The following is an 18,732-nucleotide window of genomic DNA, read 5'->3' on the forward strand; positions in this document are numbered from 1 at the left end:
TAGTTTTCAAAGATCATCTTGTTTTTTAACAACTTAATCAGTTTATCACTTTCGACAAAATCTGTCAACAGTTGTTTTTTTCTTTTTTTGTTATCGCCATCAGCGACGTATATAAATATAACATCCCCTCGATAAATGGTCAACAGTTTTTTAAAACTTTTTTTATATATTTTTTTAAACGATATAAATACCAATTACACTTAACGCTACAATACCTGGAACACCTAATACACTTAAGAATGCACAAGTAACTGTATTAATAGGAATATGAAAATTATTCGAAGCTAAAGCATAGTTTAGTATAAATACAATCATGACACATACAATGCCTCTTAGTACGTATTTGCTAATTAGTTTTAAAGCTTTAACTGGTAGACCTACTAATAATAGAAATAAGATTACAAACAATACAACTGAAATCATAATAATACTATTCACCACAAAAAAACTCCCCTCATATAACTTGTACACCTTTTACTAAGATTGTATGAGAAAATGAACTAATCAATGACAAAAAGTATTAATAAAAAAGAGCCTATTGCCTAAACAATAAACTCTTTTATCTATTTCATTTTTGTTATTAAAACATTTCTAGCCTTTGCTTCTTTTAATAAGAAGAAATATTTAGCTTGGTAAAGCTTAACATGGATTAATAGATCATCTGGTGGATCCACACTTCTTTCCATTAACTCCACCTGACTTAAGTAAATGTCTTTGTAGTCATGTAGTCTATCAACTAACTTTTCATCAAATTCTTTACGAATCTTTCCTTTTTTTCGAAAAAAACCCATGGTCTCTCTCCATTAATCAGTTTCTAAAGTTCTCTTCTACCTTCCAGAGCTTTCGAGAGTGTAACCTCATCTGCATATTCTAAGTCTCCGCCTACAGGTAGACCATGTGCGATTCGAGTAATTTTTATACCCGTAGATTTTAATAGCCTAGAAATATACATAGCAGTTGCTTCACCCTCTATATTCGGGTTGGTAGCTAAAATAATTTCTTGAACTACATCATCTTTTAGTCTGCTCAATAATTCCATAATTTTAATGTCTTCTGGTCCTACTCCCTCCATAGGAGAAATTGCACCATGAAGTACATGATATAAACCTTGATATTCTCTCATTTTTTCCATAGCAATAACATCTTTCGTATCTTGCACTACGCATATCGTAGATCGGTCTCGATGTTGATCACTACAAATATAACAAGGGTCTTGGTCAGTTATATGACCACATTCTGAACAGTAAAGTAGTTTTCTTTTCGCATCTATCATTGATTTTGCAAAGTCTAACACGTCGTCTTGCTTCATATCTAACATAAAAAACGCCAGTCGAACGGCCGTCTTGGGACCAATCCCTGGCAATTTCATAAAACTATCTATTAATTTGGATATCGGCTCAGGGTAATGCATTTGTCTTACCCTTTAAAATAATCCTGGAATATTCATTCCTTTAGTAAACTGCCCCATTGTTTTAGCTGTTGCATCTTCAATTTGTTTAATAGCATCATTAGTTGCAGTTAAAACTAAATCTTGTAGCATATCAATATCTTCTGGATCTACTACTTCTTCCTTAATAGTAACTTCAACAATTTGTTTTAATCCATTAGCTGTAACAGTTACCATTCCACCACCAGCTGTACCAACAAATGTACGTTCATTTAATTCATTTTGTGCTTGCTCCATTTGTTTTTGCATTTTTTGCATTTGTTTCATCATATTATTCATATTGCCCATTCCGCCACGCATCATTTTCATTTCCTCCAATATAGTTATTCTTTAATAATTACTAAATCTTCACCAACAAGATTGATTGCCTCTTGTACAATTGGTGAAACTTCTGTTGAAGTCTCTTTTTGTTTTGTTGTATTTAAAAATGAATCCCTAGTCGATCTCCAATCTTCTTCGGGAATTGCTAACATACTCATTTCTGAACCTAATAAATTTGATAATGTTTCATTAATCGTTGTTAAGTGCTCTTGTTCACCATTATTATTGATTAAATCACAGATTGTCTCTGATTTAAAAGCAACAATACACTGTTCAGAAGAAGCTGCCACAACTTCACCATATGATACTAGTGTCGCAGTAGAAACCTTATTTTGTTGCCTTAATTGATCTTGAAGTGATGTCCAAACTGCTAAAACTTTATTTTTTTCTGGTTTAGAAGCAGCTCTTAATACACCTTGTATTAAACTGCTTGGTATTTTCGAACGAGATGTAGTCGATTTTGGTTTTGGACTAGCAGAGGAATCATTCGTTCCACTTACTGTAATACCATTTTCCTTTAAAAATTTCACTTCTTTTTCAAGAGCGTTAATTTTATTAATTAATGGTGTCAGCTCGTCCTGTTTTTTACCCATACCGCTCATGGAAGCTTTTTGACAAAGTTGTACAATTGCTACCTCAAGTAAAACTCTCGGATGATTAGTCCATTTCATTTCTTGCTGACTTTTACTTAATGAAGCGATAATCTGATAAACTAACTCATCATTGTATGCATCGCAAAGCTCTTTAAATCGATCACTTACTGTTGCTCTCTCAAGTAATTCAATCGTACTTGGTGAATGCCTATATAATAGAATATCTCGATAATAAACTGTTAAATCTTCTATAAATCGAACTGGATCTTTGCCTTGATTTAATAATTCTTCAATATTAGTCAAACAAACTGACACATTACCATCTATTATTGCTGAAACAACGGATATTAAACGTTCTTGAGCCACTGTGCCTGTTACCGCTAAAACATCGTCTAATGAAATCGATTCATCGCTATATGAGATAGCTTGATCCAGAATGCTTAGTGCATCCCTCATTCCACCTTCAGCTGCACGAGATAACATCATCAAAGCTTCTGGTTCAATTGCTGTTTGTTGATGATCCAGAACAACTGTCAATCGATCTGAAATCGTTTGAGCACTTATCTTATGAAAATCAAAACGTTGACATCTTGATAGAATCGTCAATGGTATTTTATGTGGTTCAGTAGTAGCTAATATAAAGATAACGTGACTTGGAGGCTCTTCTAATGTTTTTAATAATGCATTAAAAGCCCCTATTGATAACATATGGACCTCATCTATTATGTACACTTTAAATTTGCCTACAGAAGGAGCATATTTAACTTTTTCTCGAATATCTCGTATTTCATCTACACCATTGTTTGATGCAGCATCAATCTCAATTACATCTGAAATTGATCCATCAGTAATTCCTTTACAAATGGCACACTCATTACAAGGTTCATTAGTAGGTGCATGTTCACAATTTAAAGCTTTTGCAAAGATTTTTGCTGTACTCGTTTTACCTGTTCCACGCGGACCTGTAAATAAATAGGCATGTGATACTTTTTGCTGAAGAAGGGAGTTTTGTAACGTTCGTATAATGTGATCTTGACCCACGACATCTTTAAATTGCTGCGGTCTCCACAAACGATATAATGCTTGATAAGTCAATTGGTTTCCTCCTTCTTACAAAGTCATCATTATTATACCCTATGTAATGATTTCATGGAAAATATTTTAAAGAAAACAAAAAAACTCACTCGAAATTGAGTGAGTTTTTATAAAGTTACTGCCGTGCACCACTCGTCGATGCACTACCCCAGGCGTTACTTAAACAGTTAGCTCGGCCCAGGCACCCCTACGGCACACGAGATGGCTCACTTATTGCTGCTTCCTTCCGGACCTGACAAGGTTCATGAGTTCTCGTTGCGTAGGACCCAGACGTCAACACCACTTATTTAAGGCAGACCCTGAAATAGATACACCTCGGAGTGGAATTCAGTCTCGCTAGAGCGGATTGCGAGTACAGGGCACCGCTACCTCCCCACCTAGCACGGCAAAGTTAAAACCTAATTTTAAACCGCTGATTGAAGCGGTAGTTAAAGTATATACGAACCTAAATAAAAAATCAATCCTTGTCCTTATGAAGGTAAATTTTTCTTTCTAGATCGCAACTCTCTAAAGAAATCCGTTAATAATTTACCACATTCTTCTTCTAAGATACCCGAACTAACTTCACAGCGATGATTAAAACGATCTTCTTGCAAAAGATTATATATTGATCCTCCACAACCTGCCTTCGGGTCTTTTGCACCGTAAACGACTCTTGGAATTCTTGATTGAATGATGGCACCCGCACACATCGGACAAGGTTCCAGCGTTACATATAGAGTTGTTTCCTCTAATCGCCAAGAATCAATGACTTTACACGCATCTTCTATTGTACTCATTTCTGCGTGACCTAAAGCTGTTTGTTTTGTTTCACGTAAATTATAACCTCTTGCAATGACTTGGTCGTTGTAAACCAATACAGCTCCAATAGGTACTTCCCCTATTTGCTGTGCTTTTAGTGCTTCCTCTATTGCCAACTTCATATAAAACTCATCTTTATTCAAACTTTACACCTCTTTATTTCTTTAACAAACAAATATTCTTTTTACGAGTAGATAAACTAAACATAGATTGGAGTGAAGCCGATTGAATTCTTCATATCAAAAAGACAAGCAGTTGCCTGCATTATTAATTGTCGATTTAATCAACTCATTTACATTTAAACATGGAAGTGTTCTTGCGGAAAAATCAATCCATATGGTTCCGAAAATAAATTACATTAGAGACATTTTTAAAAACAAAAAGCTTCCTACTATATATGTTAATGATTACTATAAAGTCGAAAACCCAACTCAAGAAAAACTTATTAAACATTGTCTAAACCCTCTAAGTTACGACTTAATAAAAAATATAAAACCAAACGAGGAAGATTATTTTATCTTTAAGCCTAACTACTCAGGTTTTTACTTAACAAATTTAGATCAACTACTTAAAAAATTAAACATTACCCATTTGGTTATTGTAGGTGTTGCAGGTAATCGTTGTGTACTTTTTACAGCAAATGATGCATTTATGCGGGATTATAACTTAATTATACCTCAAGATGCAATTTCCTCGGTTACTGATTATGATGAGAAGGTTGCAATCTATATGATGAAAGATATATTAAATGCAACGGTTATTCAAACTCAGGAAATCGAAGAAATGATCAATCATTTAGTGAACAACAATTATCAGTAATTGGAAAAATTTTAAAATGGTATTCCGCCTGACTACAGTATGTTAAAATAGTTTCTGTATGTTTTTTGAGTATGATACGGAATTTGACTAGTAAGGAGGACAAGAGATGATACGTGTACCTTTTATAACAGTAGAAGGACCAATTGGTGTCGGAAAAACATCTCTATCCAAAGCGATCTCTGAACACTTTCATTATGAACTATTAAAAGAAATTGTAGATGAAAATCCTTTTTTGGGTAAGTTTTATACGGACATTGAAGAGTGGAGTTTCCAAACAGAAATGTTTTTCCTTTGTAATCGATTTAAACAATTAGAAGATATAGACAGAATGTTTCTTAATAAATCGATTCCAGTGGTTGCAGACTACCACATCCTTAAGAATTTAATTTTTGCTAGCAGAACATTAAAAGACAAGCAGCATGATAAATATTTAAAAATATATCAAATATTAACTGAGGATATGCCAAAACCAAATGTGGTTATTTACTTAACGGCAAGCCTTGAGACGCTACAAAAGCGTATTCAACTCCGCGGTAGAGAATTCGAACAATTGATCGAGGACCAGTACTTACTTCAGTTAATTGAAGATTACGAGACACACATGAAAGAATTTCAAGCTAAATACCCTGAAATTCCAGTACTAAAATTTGACGGTGATCAAATTGACTTCGTTAATAACCCGAGAGATTTAACGATGATACTAGAATCGTTAGAAAACACCTTACAAAAGGAGCTAAGAAGTATATGAATTTACGTGAAAAATACGGAATACGAAACGATGCAGTTATTACAATTGCTGGGACAGTAGGTGTAGGAAAATCTACTATGACCAATGCACTTGCAGATGCGCTAAACTTTCGTACATCATTTGAAAAAGTAGATACAAACCCATACCTAGATAAATTTTATCAAGATTTTGCTCGTTGGAGCTTCCATTTACAAATATACTTCTTAGCAGAGCGATTCAAAGAACAAAAAAGAATGTTTGAATACGGCGGTGGATTTATACAAGACCGTTCAATTTATGAGGATACTGGCATCTTTGCGAAAATGCATTACGAAAAAGGAACGATGAGTGAAGTAGACTACGAAACATATACTAGCCTTTTTGATGCTATGGTAATGTCACCTTATTTCCCAGCTCCTGATTTATTAATTTACTTAGAAGGAACATTCGATGAAGTTGTTGAGCGAATTAAAGAGCGTGGACGCCCAATGGAGCAACAAACTCCTATTGAATATTGGAAAGAAATGAATACACGTTACGAAAACTGGATTAATAACTTTAACGCATGTCCTGTACTTCGTTTAAGTATTAGCGAGTATGATTTAATTAAAAATGAATCTTCTGTAGAAGAAATCGTTAAGAAAATTGGAAACGTACTAAATCATTCACAAAAATATATGAAATCTAGATAATAGTAGAATGTGTTTTTAAAGTGAGACATTCATCATAATTTGTAAATATATATATATAAAAGCTGCAAACTTTACATGATACAGTTTGCAGCTTTTTCTTTGTCGTATGACCGTATAGGCCAAAATAAACAAACAAAAAACTCGTTACAATAATGTAACGAGTTTTCAATATATATGCACTCTTTTAATTTTTAAAAAATGGAGGAGTAAGAGGGATTCGAACCCCCGCGGGCTGTTACACCCCTGTCGGTTTTCAAGACCGATCCCTTCAGCCAGACTTGGGTATTACTCCGTATTGACAAGATTTATAATACCATACGAAAAAAATAAGGTCAAGCATTCTTCTAAAAAAAATACATTTTTTTTGTGAAATAAAAATAACCTTTTTCCAACAAGTATTACCCTCATCAAACTATTAAAATATACACCTTTTATGTGAGTAGAAAAAATATACAGAAAATTCATTTGTATTTATAATGGTACTACCATTTAAAAACATTAGAAATTTTTAAGGAGAAAGAAATGTTTGAATTAATACCACTTATGCTGGAACGAGTGGGTATACTCGTTATACTCGCCTTTTTACTTTCAAGGATGAAGTCATTTAGACAAATCATTCAAAATGAACACTCCTTTGGTGCAAAAATGATCCTAATTGTTATATTTGGCGCCTTTGGTGTAATTAGTAATTATACTGGAGTTCATATTTATCATGAGTCAATTATGTCTCAGTCATGGCACTTTAATGTAGCAAGTAATAATGCAATTGCAAATACAAGAATTATGGGTGTAGCCATTGGCGGTCTAATTGGTGGCCCGATTGTTGGCTTAGGAGTCGGATTAATAGCAGGCTTACACCGTCTAACATTAGGCGGATTTACTGCATATGCATGTGCCATTTCTACAATCGTTGCGGGAGTTGTTACAGGACTACTTAGAAAAAGATTCGGGATACAGAAAAACAAATCCCTTTGGAGTGTAGTATCGATTGGAATAATTATGGAATGTGTTCAAATGGGGATTATTCTTTTAATTGCAAAACCATTTTGGGCCGCTCTTCATCTTGTTGAAGTAATTGCTCTTCCAATGATTCTAATAAATGGTTTTGGAACACTAATATTTATATTAATCATCCAAAATATTTTGCAGGAAGAAGAAAAAACGCGTGCGCTTCAAACAAACAAAGCCCTATATATTGCAGAGCAAACTTTACCATTTTTTAGACAGGGACTAACCCCTCATTCTAGTAATGAAGCGGCAAGAATTATTTTTAAATTAACCAAGGCAGATGCAATTTCGATTACTGATCACAAAAGCGTACTTGCTCACGTGGGTGCAGGTTCAGATCACCATGAACCAATGAATAGCTTAGCAACAAAACTAACCAAGAAGGCTTTAAAAGAAGGAAAAATTATTATTGCTACTTCAAAAGATGAAATTCAATGTTTCCATAAGGATTGCCCTCTAAGTGCGGCTATTGTATTACCGTTAAAGGCTTTAAGTAAAACAGTTGGATCCTTAAAGCTATATTACACAGATTCCAACAAGCTAGACAAAGTTGAGAAAGAACTAGCAGACGGATTATCTAAACTTTTTTCTACCCAATTGGAATTAGCAGAGGCCGAACTACAGCGAAAATTAGTGAAAGATGCTGAAATAAAAGCATTACAAGCACAAATGCATCCCCACTTCCTGTTCAACTCTTTAAATACAATTTCAAGTTTAATTAGAACAGATGCTGATCAAGCTAGAAAATTACTAATCCATTTAAGTACTTTTTTTCGAAATAACTTACAAGGGGCAAGGCAGACCTTAGTCACTTTAGAAAAGGAATTAGAACATGTAGAAGCATATTTAACCATTGAACAAACTAGGTTTCCTTCTAAATTCCATGTTGAGTTCCAAATAGAACCTCATTTAAAAACGGTTCAAATCCCCCCTTTTACACTTCAACCACTTATAGAGAATTCGATTCGACATGCATTTTCAAAGGAAAAGAAATTAAAGGTAACTGTGCAAGCATATGAATTCAATAATGATATGATTCTCATTACCGAAGATAATGGCAAGGGGATTTCGCCAGAGTTACTAAATACAATTGGGAACGAAACAATACAGTCTAAAGAGGGAACTGGAACAGCGTTATGGAATATAAAAAAACGAATTGAAGAAATTTACGGGGAAAAAGAATATTTTCAAATAAAATCCGAACTGAACACTGGAACGAAAGTATCGATAAGAATCCCATTAATGCAAGAAGTAATGGAGGGATAAATAATGTTTAAGGCACTAATTGTAGATGATGAACCATTAGCAAGAGACGAACTTGCTTATTTACTAAAAAGAAGCAAGGAAGTCGAAATAGTCGGTGAAGCGGACTCAATTAGAAGTACATTGGATTTCATTCACCTAGAAGAAGTCGACGTTGTATTTTTAGATATCCAGTTAGCTGATGAAAGTGGATTAGAATTAGCACAAAAACTGCAGGATCTCAGCCATCAACCAGCAATCGTCTTTGCAACAGCTTATGATGAGTATGCTTTAAATGCATTCGATTTACTTGCGATTGATTATATTTTAAAACCATTTGATGAAATAAGAATTCAAAAGACTATTGAAAAATTAGCAAAGCTAAGTATGAAATCTATTAAGACTGAGCTAAAAAAGAATCCCCCTCTTTTAAAACAAGATAGATTGGCTATTTCAGTTGATGAAAGAATTCTTTTAATAACGTTCGAAGAGATCATCTACATTTTTACACAAGAAGGTAAAACAAGTGTTGTTACTGATAAGATGACTTATCGAATAAATGAGCCTTTAATCAATTTAGAGCGAAAGCTACAAAATACATCATTTACCCGTGTCCATCGGAGCTATATTGTCAATTTAGATAAAATCATTGAAATCCAGCCTTGGTTTAATTCCACATATAATTTAATTATGAATGATGGTGAAAAAGTACCTGTTAGCCGGACGTACACAAAGGAACTTAAACAACTTTTTAATTTATAAAGCTTGTATTTCAATAATCCATTCATGCTTCTCAACCTATTTTTATTGCATCTTACATTGAAAATTCAAAAATTTAATTTTCATAAAGTAAAATGAGTGTAAATTAAAACAAGCAAGGGAGGCTTATTAAATAAAATGAATGCGGTTACAATTGTTATTGCTTCTATGTGTATTTTGATGATTGCATATCGTCTATACGGAACATTTATGGCTGTGAAGGTACTTAAGTTAAATGATTCTATTCCTACCCCAGCACATGAGTTAAATGATGGTAAGGATTATGTTCCTACTAACAAATGGATTTCCTTTGGTCATCACTTTGCTGCAATCGCAGCAGCTGGCCCTCTAGTTGGTCCAATTTTGGCCGCTCAATTTGGTTACCTTCCAGGCCTATTATGGCTTTTAATTGGTGCTGTAATCGGCGGAGCAGTGCATGATGCTGTTGTTTTATATGCTTCGATGAGAAAGAAAGGAAAGTCGCTATCAGAAGTAGCAAAAGAAGAGCTTGGACCAGTTGCAGGATTCTGTACGGGACTAGCTATGCTTTTCATTATAACAATTACAATGGCAGGACTTTCAATGGTTGTTCTACATGCGCTTGAAAATAATCCATGGGGGACATTTGCAGTTGGAATCACAATACCAATTGCGATGGGTGTTGGTCTACTTTATAAAAAAACTGGCAATTTAAAATTAGCTTCAACGATTGGATTTATATTACTAATGGTTGGAGTCTTTCTGGGACCGACAATACAAGAAACTGCTATAGGTGATTTTTTAACATTCGATACGAGAACTTTGGCAATCATACTACCTATCTATGCGTTTTTTGCCGCCGCTTTACCAGTATGGCTTCTACTGGCACCTCGTGATTATTTAAGTAGTTTTATGAAAATCGGTGTATTTATCGCCCTCATTATTGGGGTATTTATTATCAATCCATCCATCCAATTTCCGACTGTAACTAAATTTGTTAACGGCGGAGGACCCATTTTAGCCGGCCCAGTTTGGCCATTTATTTCAATTACAATTGCATGTGGAGCAATCTCAGGTTTTCACGCATTTGTAGGCTCTGGTACAACACCAAAAATGCTTGATCGATGGAGCGATATAAAGGTTGTAGGATTCGGTGCAATGCTAGTTGAATGTTTAGTAGGTATTATGGCTTTAATCGCTGCTACTGCACTTCAGCCAGCAGACTACTTTGCAATAAACTCTACTCCAGAAGTTTTTAAAACGTTAGGAATGAATGTTGTCCACTTACCGGAACTTAGTAAAGAAATTGGATTAAGTCTAGAAGGGCGTACTGGTGGAGCCGTTACATTAGCAGTCGGTATGACGTACATATTTACATCTATCCCTTGGTTTAGTCACTTAGCATCATATTTCTTCCAATTTGTTGTTATGTTCGAAGCGGTGTTTATTTTAACAGCAATTGACGCTGGAACTCGAGTAGCACGATATTTAATTCAAGACTTCTTTGGTGAATATTATAAACCATTGAAGAAGACAGATTGGATACCAGGATCAATTTTTGCTAGTGCGCTAGCATGCTTTATGTGGGGATATCTCTTATTTTCAGGGGATATCGGATCAATCTGGGCTTTATTTGGAGTATCTAATCAATTAATGGCTTCTATTGGATTAATCATTGGGACAACAGTGCTATTAAAGATAGCTGATAAACGTTGGTATGTGCTTACCTGTTTGATTCCTCTTGCCTATCTATTCATCACTGTAAACTATGCAGGATACTGGATGATCAAAAATGTTTATCTAAACCATAATGCAGCCGGTTATAGTATGTTAAATGGTGTCTTATCTATCATTATGTTAGTTTTAGGCGTCGTAATTTTAATATCAGCTATTAAGAAATGGATGGAATTGTGGAACACTCCTAATTATAAAATTAATGTTAAAACGATCTAAATATAAAAGCAGATGGACCTGAGAATCATTTCTCAAATATCATCTGCTTTTTTTAGTTATTTAATTACTTCTTTTCCACCCATATACGGACGAAGAACTTCAGGAATAATTACTGAGCCATCTGCTTGTTGGTAGTTTTCTAAAATTGCAGAAACCGTACGTCCAATTGCAAGACCAGAGCCGTTTAAAGTATGAACAAATTCTGGTTTTCCTTTTGGATCACGTCTGAAGCGTATATTCGCTCTTCTTGCTTGGAACGCCTCAAAGTTACTACAAGAAGAAATTTCTTTGTATGCATCATAGCTTGGTAACCAAACTTCAATGTCATACGTTTTTGCAGAAGAAAATCCAATATCTCCAGCACATAATGTAATGACACGGTATGGTAATCCTAATAATTGAAGAACTTTTTCAGCTTGACCTGTTAATTTTTCTAACTCAATATAAGAATCTTCAGGTTTTACAAAGCGCACTAGTTCAACTTTATTAAATTGATGCTGGCGAATTAATCCTCGTGTGTCACGACCAGCAGAACCCGCCTCAGAACGGAAACATGCACTATATGCAGTATATGCAATCGGTAATTGAGCAGCATCAAGAATTTCGTCACGGTGATAGTTTGTTACAGGTACTTCTGCAGTAGGTACTAAGAAAAAGTCTTCTTTCTCGATACGGAATGCGTCTTCTTCAAATTTTGGTAATTGTCCTGTACCAATCATGCTAGCACGATTTACAAGGTTTGGAGGTAGTACCTCAGTGTATCCGTGCTCCTCTGTATGAAGATCTAACATAAAGCTGATTAAAGCACGTTCAAGTCTAGCTCCTAAGCCTTTATAGAAAGTAAAACGGCTACCAGTTACTTTTGCTCCACGTTCGAAGTCTAAAATGTCTAGATCAACACCTAAGTCCCAATGTGCCTTTGGTTCAAAATCAAATGTACGAACCTCACCTATTCTACGAATTTCAACATTATCGTCTTCTGTTAATCCAACTGGTACTGAATCACTAACTAAGTTTGGAATTGTAAATAAAATAGCATCTAGTTGTTCTTCTAAAGTTCTAATCTCTTCATCTAGAGCTTTAATTTTATCTCCAACTTCTCTCATCTCAACAATTAGTGCTTCTGCATCTTTTTTCTCACGTTTTAATACACTAATTTCTTGGCTAACTTCATTACGTCGGCTTTTTAACCCTTCAACCTGAACAAGTAATTCTCTACGGTTTAAATCTAAGTCCTCGAATTTTTCGATATAGCTTATGTCGCCACCACGTAACTGAAGTTTTGCTTTAACATCTTCAAAATTACTACGTAATAATTTAATGTCTAACATTTTTAATTCCTCCTATTCTTTTAATGTCTAAAGGATAAAAATAAATACAAAAAAGCCCTCATCCCATAAAAGGGACGAGAGCTACCCGCGTTGCCACCCTAATTGAAGAATTAATAAATAATCCTTCCACCTTAGTATAGTTAACGGACTATAGTACCGGGGTTACTTACTAGCTGTACAGCATTCCGCAACCCACTCAAGAATGGATTCACAAGTCTTCATTATCGGTTTGCACCAACCACCGACTCTCTATAAATTTAGAACTTGCTACTATTTTCTTTCATCGCTTTAAACAATTTAAATTATATAATAATTTACTATAAGCTTTTACTTTTTTCAATAGTTACATACTTAAATTTGCACTTTTTTCCTTAACCATCTCTACAAAGTAATTCATAAAACGGTAATCACTCGTTAATTCGGGATGGAAAGATGCTGCTAACATGTGATTTTGTCTAACCGCTACAATATTACCATCATGTTCTGCAATAACCTCTGCATCACCTGATACTGAACGAATAAATGGTGCTCTGATAAATACAGCTGGGTAGTCTTCACATACACCTTTAATTGGGATGTTTACTTCAAAACTATCCACTTGTCTACCATAAGCATTACGTTCAGCTACCATATCCATAACTCCTAGATGAACCGTGTCATCATTTGCAATCTCTTTTGAAAGTAAGATCATGCCTGCACATGTACCGAATGCTGGTAAACCATTTTCGATTTTCTCTTTTAATGGTTCTAATAACCCGACATGATCAAGCAACTTACGCATTGCAGTGCTCTCTCCACCAGGTAATACAATACCATTAAGTCCATCTAAATGTTCTACACGTTTCACGATAACAGCTTCAGCACCACATGCTTTAATAGCATTTATATGTTCTTGAACTGCACCTTGTAATGCTAATACACCTATTTTCATAAATTCACCAACTTAAATGCTACGATCTTGCATACGATCTGCTGCAGCAAGTTGTCTCATATCGATACCTTTCATAGCAGGACCTAAGTTTTTAGAAAGGTTAGCGATTAATTCATAATCTTGATAGTGAGTAGTAGCTTGTACAATCGCACGAGCAAATTTCTCAGGGTTTTCTGACTTGAAGATACCAGATCCTACGAATACACCGTCAGCTCCTAATTCCATCATTAAAGCTGCGTCTGCAGGTGTTGCTACGCCGCCAGCCGCAAAGTTAACAACTGGTAAACGACCAAGCTCTTTAATTTGAAGTAATAATTCGAATGGAGCGCCAAGGTTTTTAGCTTCAACCATTAATTCATCACGAGATAAACCAACTACTTTGCGGATTTCTCCGTTAATTTGGCGTAAGTGACGTACTGCTTCTACAATGTTTCCAGTACCTGGCTCACCTTTTGTACGTAGCATAGATGCGCCTTCACCAATACGACGAAGTGCTTCACCTAAGTTACGGCAACCACAAACGAATGGAACAGTGTAATCAGATTTATTAATATGGAAGATATCATCTGCTGGAGATAATACTTCACTCTCATCGATGTAATCTACTCCCATTGCTTCTAAAACACGCGCTTCAACGATATGTCCAATACGAGCTTTAGCCATTACAGGAATACTAACAGCGTTAAGAATCTCCTCAGTAATACTTGTATCAGCCATACGAGCTACTCCACCAGCTGCACGAATGTCAGATGGTACCTTTTCTAATGCCATTACTGCTACTGCACCAGCAGCTTCTGCAATTTTAGCTTGCTCAGCATTTACTACGTCCATAATAACGCCGCCCTTTTGCATTTCTGCCATGCCGCGTTTTACACGTTCTGTTCCTGTTAAATTCATTGTTTTGCCCCTCCATTATTAAAGCTTACTTGGTAACATTTTAGTATTTCTCTTCCCCTAGTTAAAGTTACCTTACCTTTATTTTACTGAAAAAATGACAACTTAACAATTACTGATATATTTATATAGAAATTTATTTAAATAAACCACCAATTCCACTTATGATACTATCCCATAAATTCCCAAAAAATGATCCAATTCCTCTAAATGATAAAACTAGCCAATTTGCTTTATCAACACTTTTATCAACTACTAAATCATACGATTGATTATTAGTATTGATAAATCCTAAATCTTCATTCTTTGAAGATTTAACCACAATTTGTCCAACCTTTGTTCCTTTTTTAATTGGAGCTTTAATATTGCCATCTTTATCAATTGATTTACCTGATAATTGGACTGTTGCTTTATAATTTTTAGCTTCACCGCGTTTTATAGCTAAAGTAACATCGTCTTTTGCTACTACTTTTACTTCTTTATCTTTACCTTTAACTACTTTTACTGTTTTATTACCTTTTACTGTTTGACCTTTTGATACTAATGTAACTTTTTCGAAGTTACTGAAACCGTAATCCATTAGTTTAGCCGTTTCACTAAATCTTGAGTTATAAGAATTTGCCCCCATTACAACTGTAATATAACGTTGGCCATCTCTTTTAGCAGTACCAGTAAAACAGAAGCCTGCTGAATCTGTTGAACCCGTTTTTAATCCATCCATACCTGGGTACTGAAATACTAACCCTGGTAACATCCAGTTCCAGTTATCCATATTTACTGGATACTTTCCACCCTTTTGGAATGTTTTCTTTGGAATTGAAGAAGTCTGAAGCACTTCTGGATATGTTTTAATTAGATTATATGCTAATTTAGCAACACCGTTTGCTGACATAATATTTTCATCAGTAAGGGAAGTTCCTTCTGGTTGCATACCTTGTAAGTCTTTATTTACTAAACCAGTAGCATTAACAAACTTAACGTCTCCTAGGCCTAGTTTCTTTGCTTTATCGTTCATTAATTGGACGAAGTTTTTCTCTGATCCACCAATTTTTTCTGCTAGTGCAATTGTCGCACCGTTTGCTGAATAAATAGCAGCTGCTTCATATAGTTCTTTCACTGTATATTGACCACCTAATTCAAGTGGTACGTTAGATAATCCTGTGTTTTGAGAAATTTTATGAGCATAATCAGAAACAGTTACTTTATCGTCCCAAGAAATTTTCCCATTTTTTACTGCTTCATTAACTAGATATTCTGTCATCATTTTAGACATACTTGCAATCGGTAATGGAGCTTTTGAATTTTTTTCATATAATATTTTCCCTGAATTTGCATCAACTAAAATTGCAGCTTTTGCTTTAATGTCTAAAACGTCCTCTGCAGCAGCCGGTCGTAAATTCATTGGGATGATTATAGTTATCGCTAATGCTATTACGATTAATTTCGTTAGTATTTTCTTTCCAATCACTTTTTTACCTCCAACCTTTAATCTCACTTGTACATTTTAACACAATTATTTCCCAAAAAATAGGCAACTACAATTTCTTGTAATTGCCCTAGGTACATTGCTTAAATTATTATAGTGAGTAATTTGGTGCTTCTTTTGTAATATGAACATCGTGTGGATGACTTTCACGTAAGCCAGCACCAGACATACGAATAAACTGTGCGTTATCTCTTAATTCATTTAGTGTAGCAGTTCCACAGTAACCCATACCAGCTCTAATTCCACCAATTAGTTGGTGAACTGTATCAGCTAATGGGCCTTTATATGGAACACGTCCTTCGATACCTTCAGGAACTAGTTTTTTATTACCTTCTTGGAAATAACGATCTTTACTTCCTCTTTCCATTGCACCAACAGAACCCATACCTCGATATACTTTAAATTGTCTACCTTGGAAGATTTCTGTTTCACCAGGGCTTTCTTGTACACCAGCAAACATACTACCTAACATAACTACATGTCCACCAGCTGCAAGAGCTTTAACGATATCTCCAGAGTATTTAATACCGCCATCTGCAATAATAGGAACTCCGTACTCTCTAGCAACAGAAGCACAGTCATAAACCGCAGTTAGTTGAGGAACACCTACTCCAGCAACAACTCGAGTTGTACAGATAGAACCTGGTCCAATACCAACTTTTACGATATCTGCTCCAGCTTCAATAAGTTCTTTAGTTGCTTCACCTGTTGCAACATTACCAGCGATTATTGCTAATTCTGGGAATCTACTTCTGATTTCTTTTACTTTTTCAATAACACCTTTAGAGTGACCATGTGCTGTATCAATTACAATTACATCGACATTAGCTTTCACTAATAACTCTACTCTTTGAAGTGCATCTTTTGTTACTCCTACAGCTGCACCTACAAGTAATCGTCCTTGTTGATCTTTCGCTGAGTTTGGAAACTCGATTACTTTTTCAATATCCTTAATTGTAATTAGGCCCTTTAAAGTACCGTCTTCATTCACTAGGGGTAGCTTTTCGATTTTATGTTTTTGAAGAATTTTTTCTGCTTCTGCAAGTGTAGTTCCAACAGGAGCAGTTACTAGATTTTCTTTTGTCATAACATCTGAAATAACAATTGAATAATCTTGAATAAAACGTAAATCACGATTTGTTAAAATACCTACTAATTTTCTATTTTCTGTATCATTTACGATTGGTACACCTGAAATACGATATTTACCCATTAAATATTCAGCGTCTGCTACTTTATGAGATGGTGTTAAGAAGAATGGATCGTCAATTACACCACTTTCAGAACGCTTTACTTTGTCTACCTGTTCAGCTTGCTCTTCAATTGACATATTTTTGTGGATGATACCTAGTCCACCTTGTCTAGCCATTGCAATGGCCATATCTGCTTCTGTAACTGTATCCATCCCTGCGCTGATTAGTGGAATATTTAATTGAATTTTTTCAGTTAATCTCACACTTACATCAACTTGATTTGGAAGTACTTCAGATTTCGCTGGAACTAGTAATACATCATCAAAAGTAAGTCCTTCTTTTACGAATTTTGATTCCCACATAAAAAAGCCCCCCTATACACGTATAAATATTATTAGTAGATTAACAATAGGATAAAACACTGTCAAGGAAGTCAAATTATGTTTAAATATTCAGTTAATAAGGAGTTCCTCTCTTATGTTATACTCGTATAGTAATGTATGGGATGAGCTATGTTATTTTAGCTCTGCGCAATATTCAAAAAACTACCTTCAAACAAAATATGAACGAACTAATTCCAAGGAACAAAAAACAAAGGCTTTCCGTAATGCTTATCCATTTTTATATTATATTGAGCATGGGAAAAGTTATTTTCATGCAGCTCAAAATTCTCAAATTAATGTAAAACCTACATTACTGTTTTATGGGCTCGTACAATTATTAAAAGCTTGCATACTCACAGTAGATCCTGATTATCCAAGTACCACTGCAATCCTGGCTCATGGTGTTACCTCAAGAAAAATAAAAAAAGTAGGATACTCTTTTGTTGATGACGAAGTTAAAATCCAAAAAAATGGATTATTTACTCATGCTTCTAAAGTATTATTTAATCTAAATAATTTAGAAAACGAAAAGTTTACAATGCTTCAGCTTTTACAATCAATACCGGAATTAAATAAGGTCCTTAAAATTACCAAAAAAGGAAGTTTATTTTTCCCAACTACTGTTGATCATGATGTAATCACTCTACCTGAGCAAATTTTGTCATCCTATCATTTTACTTCAGAACGTTTTATTTCATTTCTTCAATCAAAGCAAGCTTCAATAGATATTGTAATTGTTGAACAGAATCAAAAGCAAATTAAAATTAAGTCAAATTTTCCTGATAAAATTTTAAATAAAACACCATTTTATTTTAATATATTAAATCAAAGTTATTTTATAAAATCACAAAAGGAAGCGCTTTTATTATTACCTGAAATTCTTTACCACTATTTACTTTTATATAACTTGAGTATGATTTGTCGCTATGAAACTGACTGGTGGTGTGAACTTTTACAGACTTATTCTACTGATGATTATCCTTTAATAAACCAATTTTTAACAACAACAGAACAAAAAATTCCTTATTTGATTCATCGTTTTTTAACGACATAATAAACAAAAAAACATCAGCCTAAT

The 18,732-nt window shown here is 34.6% G+C and carries 18 protein-coding genes, 1 tRNA gene, 1 other RNA gene and 1 other annotated feature; of the genes, 7 read left to right on the forward strand and 13 right to left on the reverse strand.

Annotated features, from left to right (window positions below; genetic code table 11):
* Positions 1-174: 174 nt before the first annotated feature.
* From ABEY15_RS21740 to tadA, 7 genes are all read right to left on the reverse strand, one after another.
* Entirely contained in the window at positions 175-438 is a 264-nt protein-coding gene (locus ABEY15_RS21740) for a pro-sigmaK processing inhibitor BofA family protein (RefSeq protein ID WP_175495675.1), read from the reverse strand.
* A 125-nt stretch (positions 439-563) separates the two neighbouring features.
* A complete protein-coding gene (locus ABEY15_RS21745) occupies positions 564-791 on the reverse strand; it encodes a YaaL family protein (protein WP_056471200.1) in 228 nt (75 codons plus the stop codon).
* 23 nt (positions 792-814) lie between these two features.
* Positions 815-1,411 (reverse strand): recombination mediator RecR, encoded by a 597-nt coding sequence (recR, locus tag ABEY15_RS21750; RefSeq protein WP_056471203.1) that lies wholly within the window; start codon positions 1,409-1,411, stop codon positions 815-817.
* Between the two features lie 12 nt (positions 1,412-1,423).
* Positions 1,424-1,750: a YbaB/EbfC family nucleoid-associated protein gene (locus ABEY15_RS21755; RefSeq protein WP_429892138.1), complete on the reverse strand. Its 327-nt coding sequence runs from the start codon at positions 1,748-1,750 to the stop codon at positions 1,424-1,426.
* 20 nt (positions 1,751-1,770) lie between these two features.
* A complete protein-coding gene (dnaX, locus tag ABEY15_RS21760) occupies positions 1,771-3,456 on the reverse strand; it encodes a DNA polymerase III subunit gamma/tau (protein WP_429892139.1) in 1,686 nt (561 codons plus the stop codon).
* Positions 3,457-3,577: 121 nt separating this feature from the next.
* Positions 3,578-3,842: signal recognition particle sRNA large type (ffs, locus tag ABEY15_RS21765), an RNA gene on the reverse strand.
* An 84-nt stretch (positions 3,843-3,926) separates the two neighbouring features.
* The gene (tadA, locus tag ABEY15_RS21770) at positions 3,927-4,400 is read right to left on the reverse strand and encodes a tRNA adenosine(34) deaminase TadA (RefSeq protein WP_429892140.1); all 474 of its coding nucleotides are present in this window, start codon (positions 4,398-4,400) and stop codon (positions 3,927-3,929) included.
* Between the two features lie 82 nt (positions 4,401-4,482).
* Between tadA and ABEY15_RS21775 the strand changes: the two genes are divergently transcribed.
* From ABEY15_RS21775 to ABEY15_RS21785, 3 genes are all read left to right on the forward strand, one after another.
* Positions 4,483-5,076 (forward strand): cysteine hydrolase family protein, encoded by a 594-nt coding sequence (locus ABEY15_RS21775; protein ID WP_429892142.1) that lies wholly within the window; start codon positions 4,483-4,485, stop codon positions 5,074-5,076.
* A 106-nt stretch (positions 5,077-5,182) separates the two neighbouring features.
* Positions 5,183-5,824: a deoxynucleoside kinase gene (locus tag ABEY15_RS21780; RefSeq protein WP_429892143.1), complete on the forward strand. Its 642-nt coding sequence runs from the start codon at positions 5,183-5,185 to the stop codon at positions 5,822-5,824.
* Positions 5,821-6,495, forward strand: coding sequence for a deoxynucleoside kinase (locus ABEY15_RS21785; protein WP_056471221.1), 675 nt, complete (start codon positions 5,821-5,823; stop codon positions 6,493-6,495). The genes ABEY15_RS21780 and ABEY15_RS21785 overlap by 4 nt, the downstream gene beginning before the upstream one ends.
* Before the next feature lie 199 nt (positions 6,496-6,694).
* Here the strand turns inward: ABEY15_RS21785 and ABEY15_RS21790 are convergent.
* Positions 6,695-6,787, reverse strand: a tRNA-Ser gene (locus tag ABEY15_RS21790).
* Between the two features lie 230 nt (positions 6,788-7,017).
* On the opposite strand from ABEY15_RS21790, the gene ABEY15_RS21795 reads away from it, so the two are divergent.
* From ABEY15_RS21795 to cstA, 3 genes are all read left to right on the forward strand, one after another.
* Positions 7,018-8,769 (forward strand): LytS/YhcK type 5TM receptor domain-containing protein, encoded by a 1,752-nt coding sequence (locus tag ABEY15_RS21795; RefSeq protein WP_429892144.1) that lies wholly within the window; start codon positions 7,018-7,020, stop codon positions 8,767-8,769.
* Positions 8,770-8,772: 3 nt separating this feature from the next.
* Complete coding sequence (locus ABEY15_RS21800; RefSeq protein WP_429892145.1) at positions 8,773-9,507, forward strand: LytR/AlgR family response regulator transcription factor; 735 nt, start codon at positions 8,773-8,775, stop codon at positions 9,505-9,507.
* 135 nt (positions 9,508-9,642) lie between these two features.
* The gene (cstA, locus tag ABEY15_RS21805; RefSeq protein WP_429892146.1) at positions 9,643-11,436 is read left to right on the forward strand and encodes a carbon starvation protein CstA; all 1,794 of its coding nucleotides are present in this window, start codon (positions 9,643-9,645) and stop codon (positions 11,434-11,436) included.
* 56 nt (positions 11,437-11,492) lie between these two features.
* Here cstA and serS read toward each other — a convergent pair whose 3' ends face one another.
* From serS to guaB, 5 genes are all read right to left on the reverse strand, one after another.
* Positions 11,493-12,767 carry a serine--tRNA ligase gene (gene serS / locus ABEY15_RS21810; protein WP_098231020.1) on the reverse strand — a complete coding sequence of 425 codons (1,275 nt, stop codon included), beginning with the start codon at positions 12,765-12,767 and terminating at the stop codon, positions 11,493-11,495.
* A 67-nt stretch (positions 12,768-12,834) separates the two neighbouring features.
* Positions 12,835-13,060 (reverse strand) — a binding site (T-box leader).
* Positions 13,061-13,110: 50 nt separating this feature from the next.
* Entirely contained in the window at positions 13,111-13,698 is a 588-nt protein-coding gene (pdxT, locus tag ABEY15_RS21815; protein ID WP_429892147.1) for a pyridoxal 5'-phosphate synthase glutaminase subunit PdxT, read from the reverse strand.
* 12 nt (positions 13,699-13,710) lie between these two features.
* A complete protein-coding gene (pdxS, locus tag ABEY15_RS21820) occupies positions 13,711-14,595 on the reverse strand; it encodes a pyridoxal 5'-phosphate synthase lyase subunit PdxS (RefSeq protein WP_056471238.1) in 885 nt (294 codons plus the stop codon).
* A gap of 133 nt (positions 14,596-14,728) precedes the next feature.
* A complete protein-coding gene (locus ABEY15_RS21825; protein ID WP_429892149.1) occupies positions 14,729-15,994 on the reverse strand; it encodes a serine hydrolase in 1,266 nt (421 codons plus the stop codon).
* 175 nt (positions 15,995-16,169) lie between these two features.
* Positions 16,170-17,633 carry an IMP dehydrogenase gene (guaB, locus tag ABEY15_RS21830; RefSeq protein ID WP_097978823.1) on the reverse strand — a complete coding sequence of 488 codons (1,464 nt, stop codon included), beginning with the start codon at positions 17,631-17,633 and terminating at the stop codon, positions 16,170-16,172.
* Between the two features lie 115 nt (positions 17,634-17,748).
* On the opposite strand from guaB, the gene ABEY15_RS21835 reads away from it, so the two are divergent.
* On the forward strand, positions 17,749-18,708 hold the full coding sequence (locus ABEY15_RS21835; protein WP_429892148.1) for a YaaC family protein: 960 nt from the start codon (positions 17,749-17,751) through the stop codon (positions 18,706-18,708).
* The last annotated feature ends 24 nt before the right edge of the window (positions 18,709-18,732 follow it).

The sequence above is a fragment of the Gottfriedia acidiceleris genome, assembly GCF_050457485.1.
Classification (GTDB): domain Bacteria; phylum Bacillota; class Bacilli; order Bacillales; family Bacillaceae_G; genus Gottfriedia; species Gottfriedia acidiceleris_D.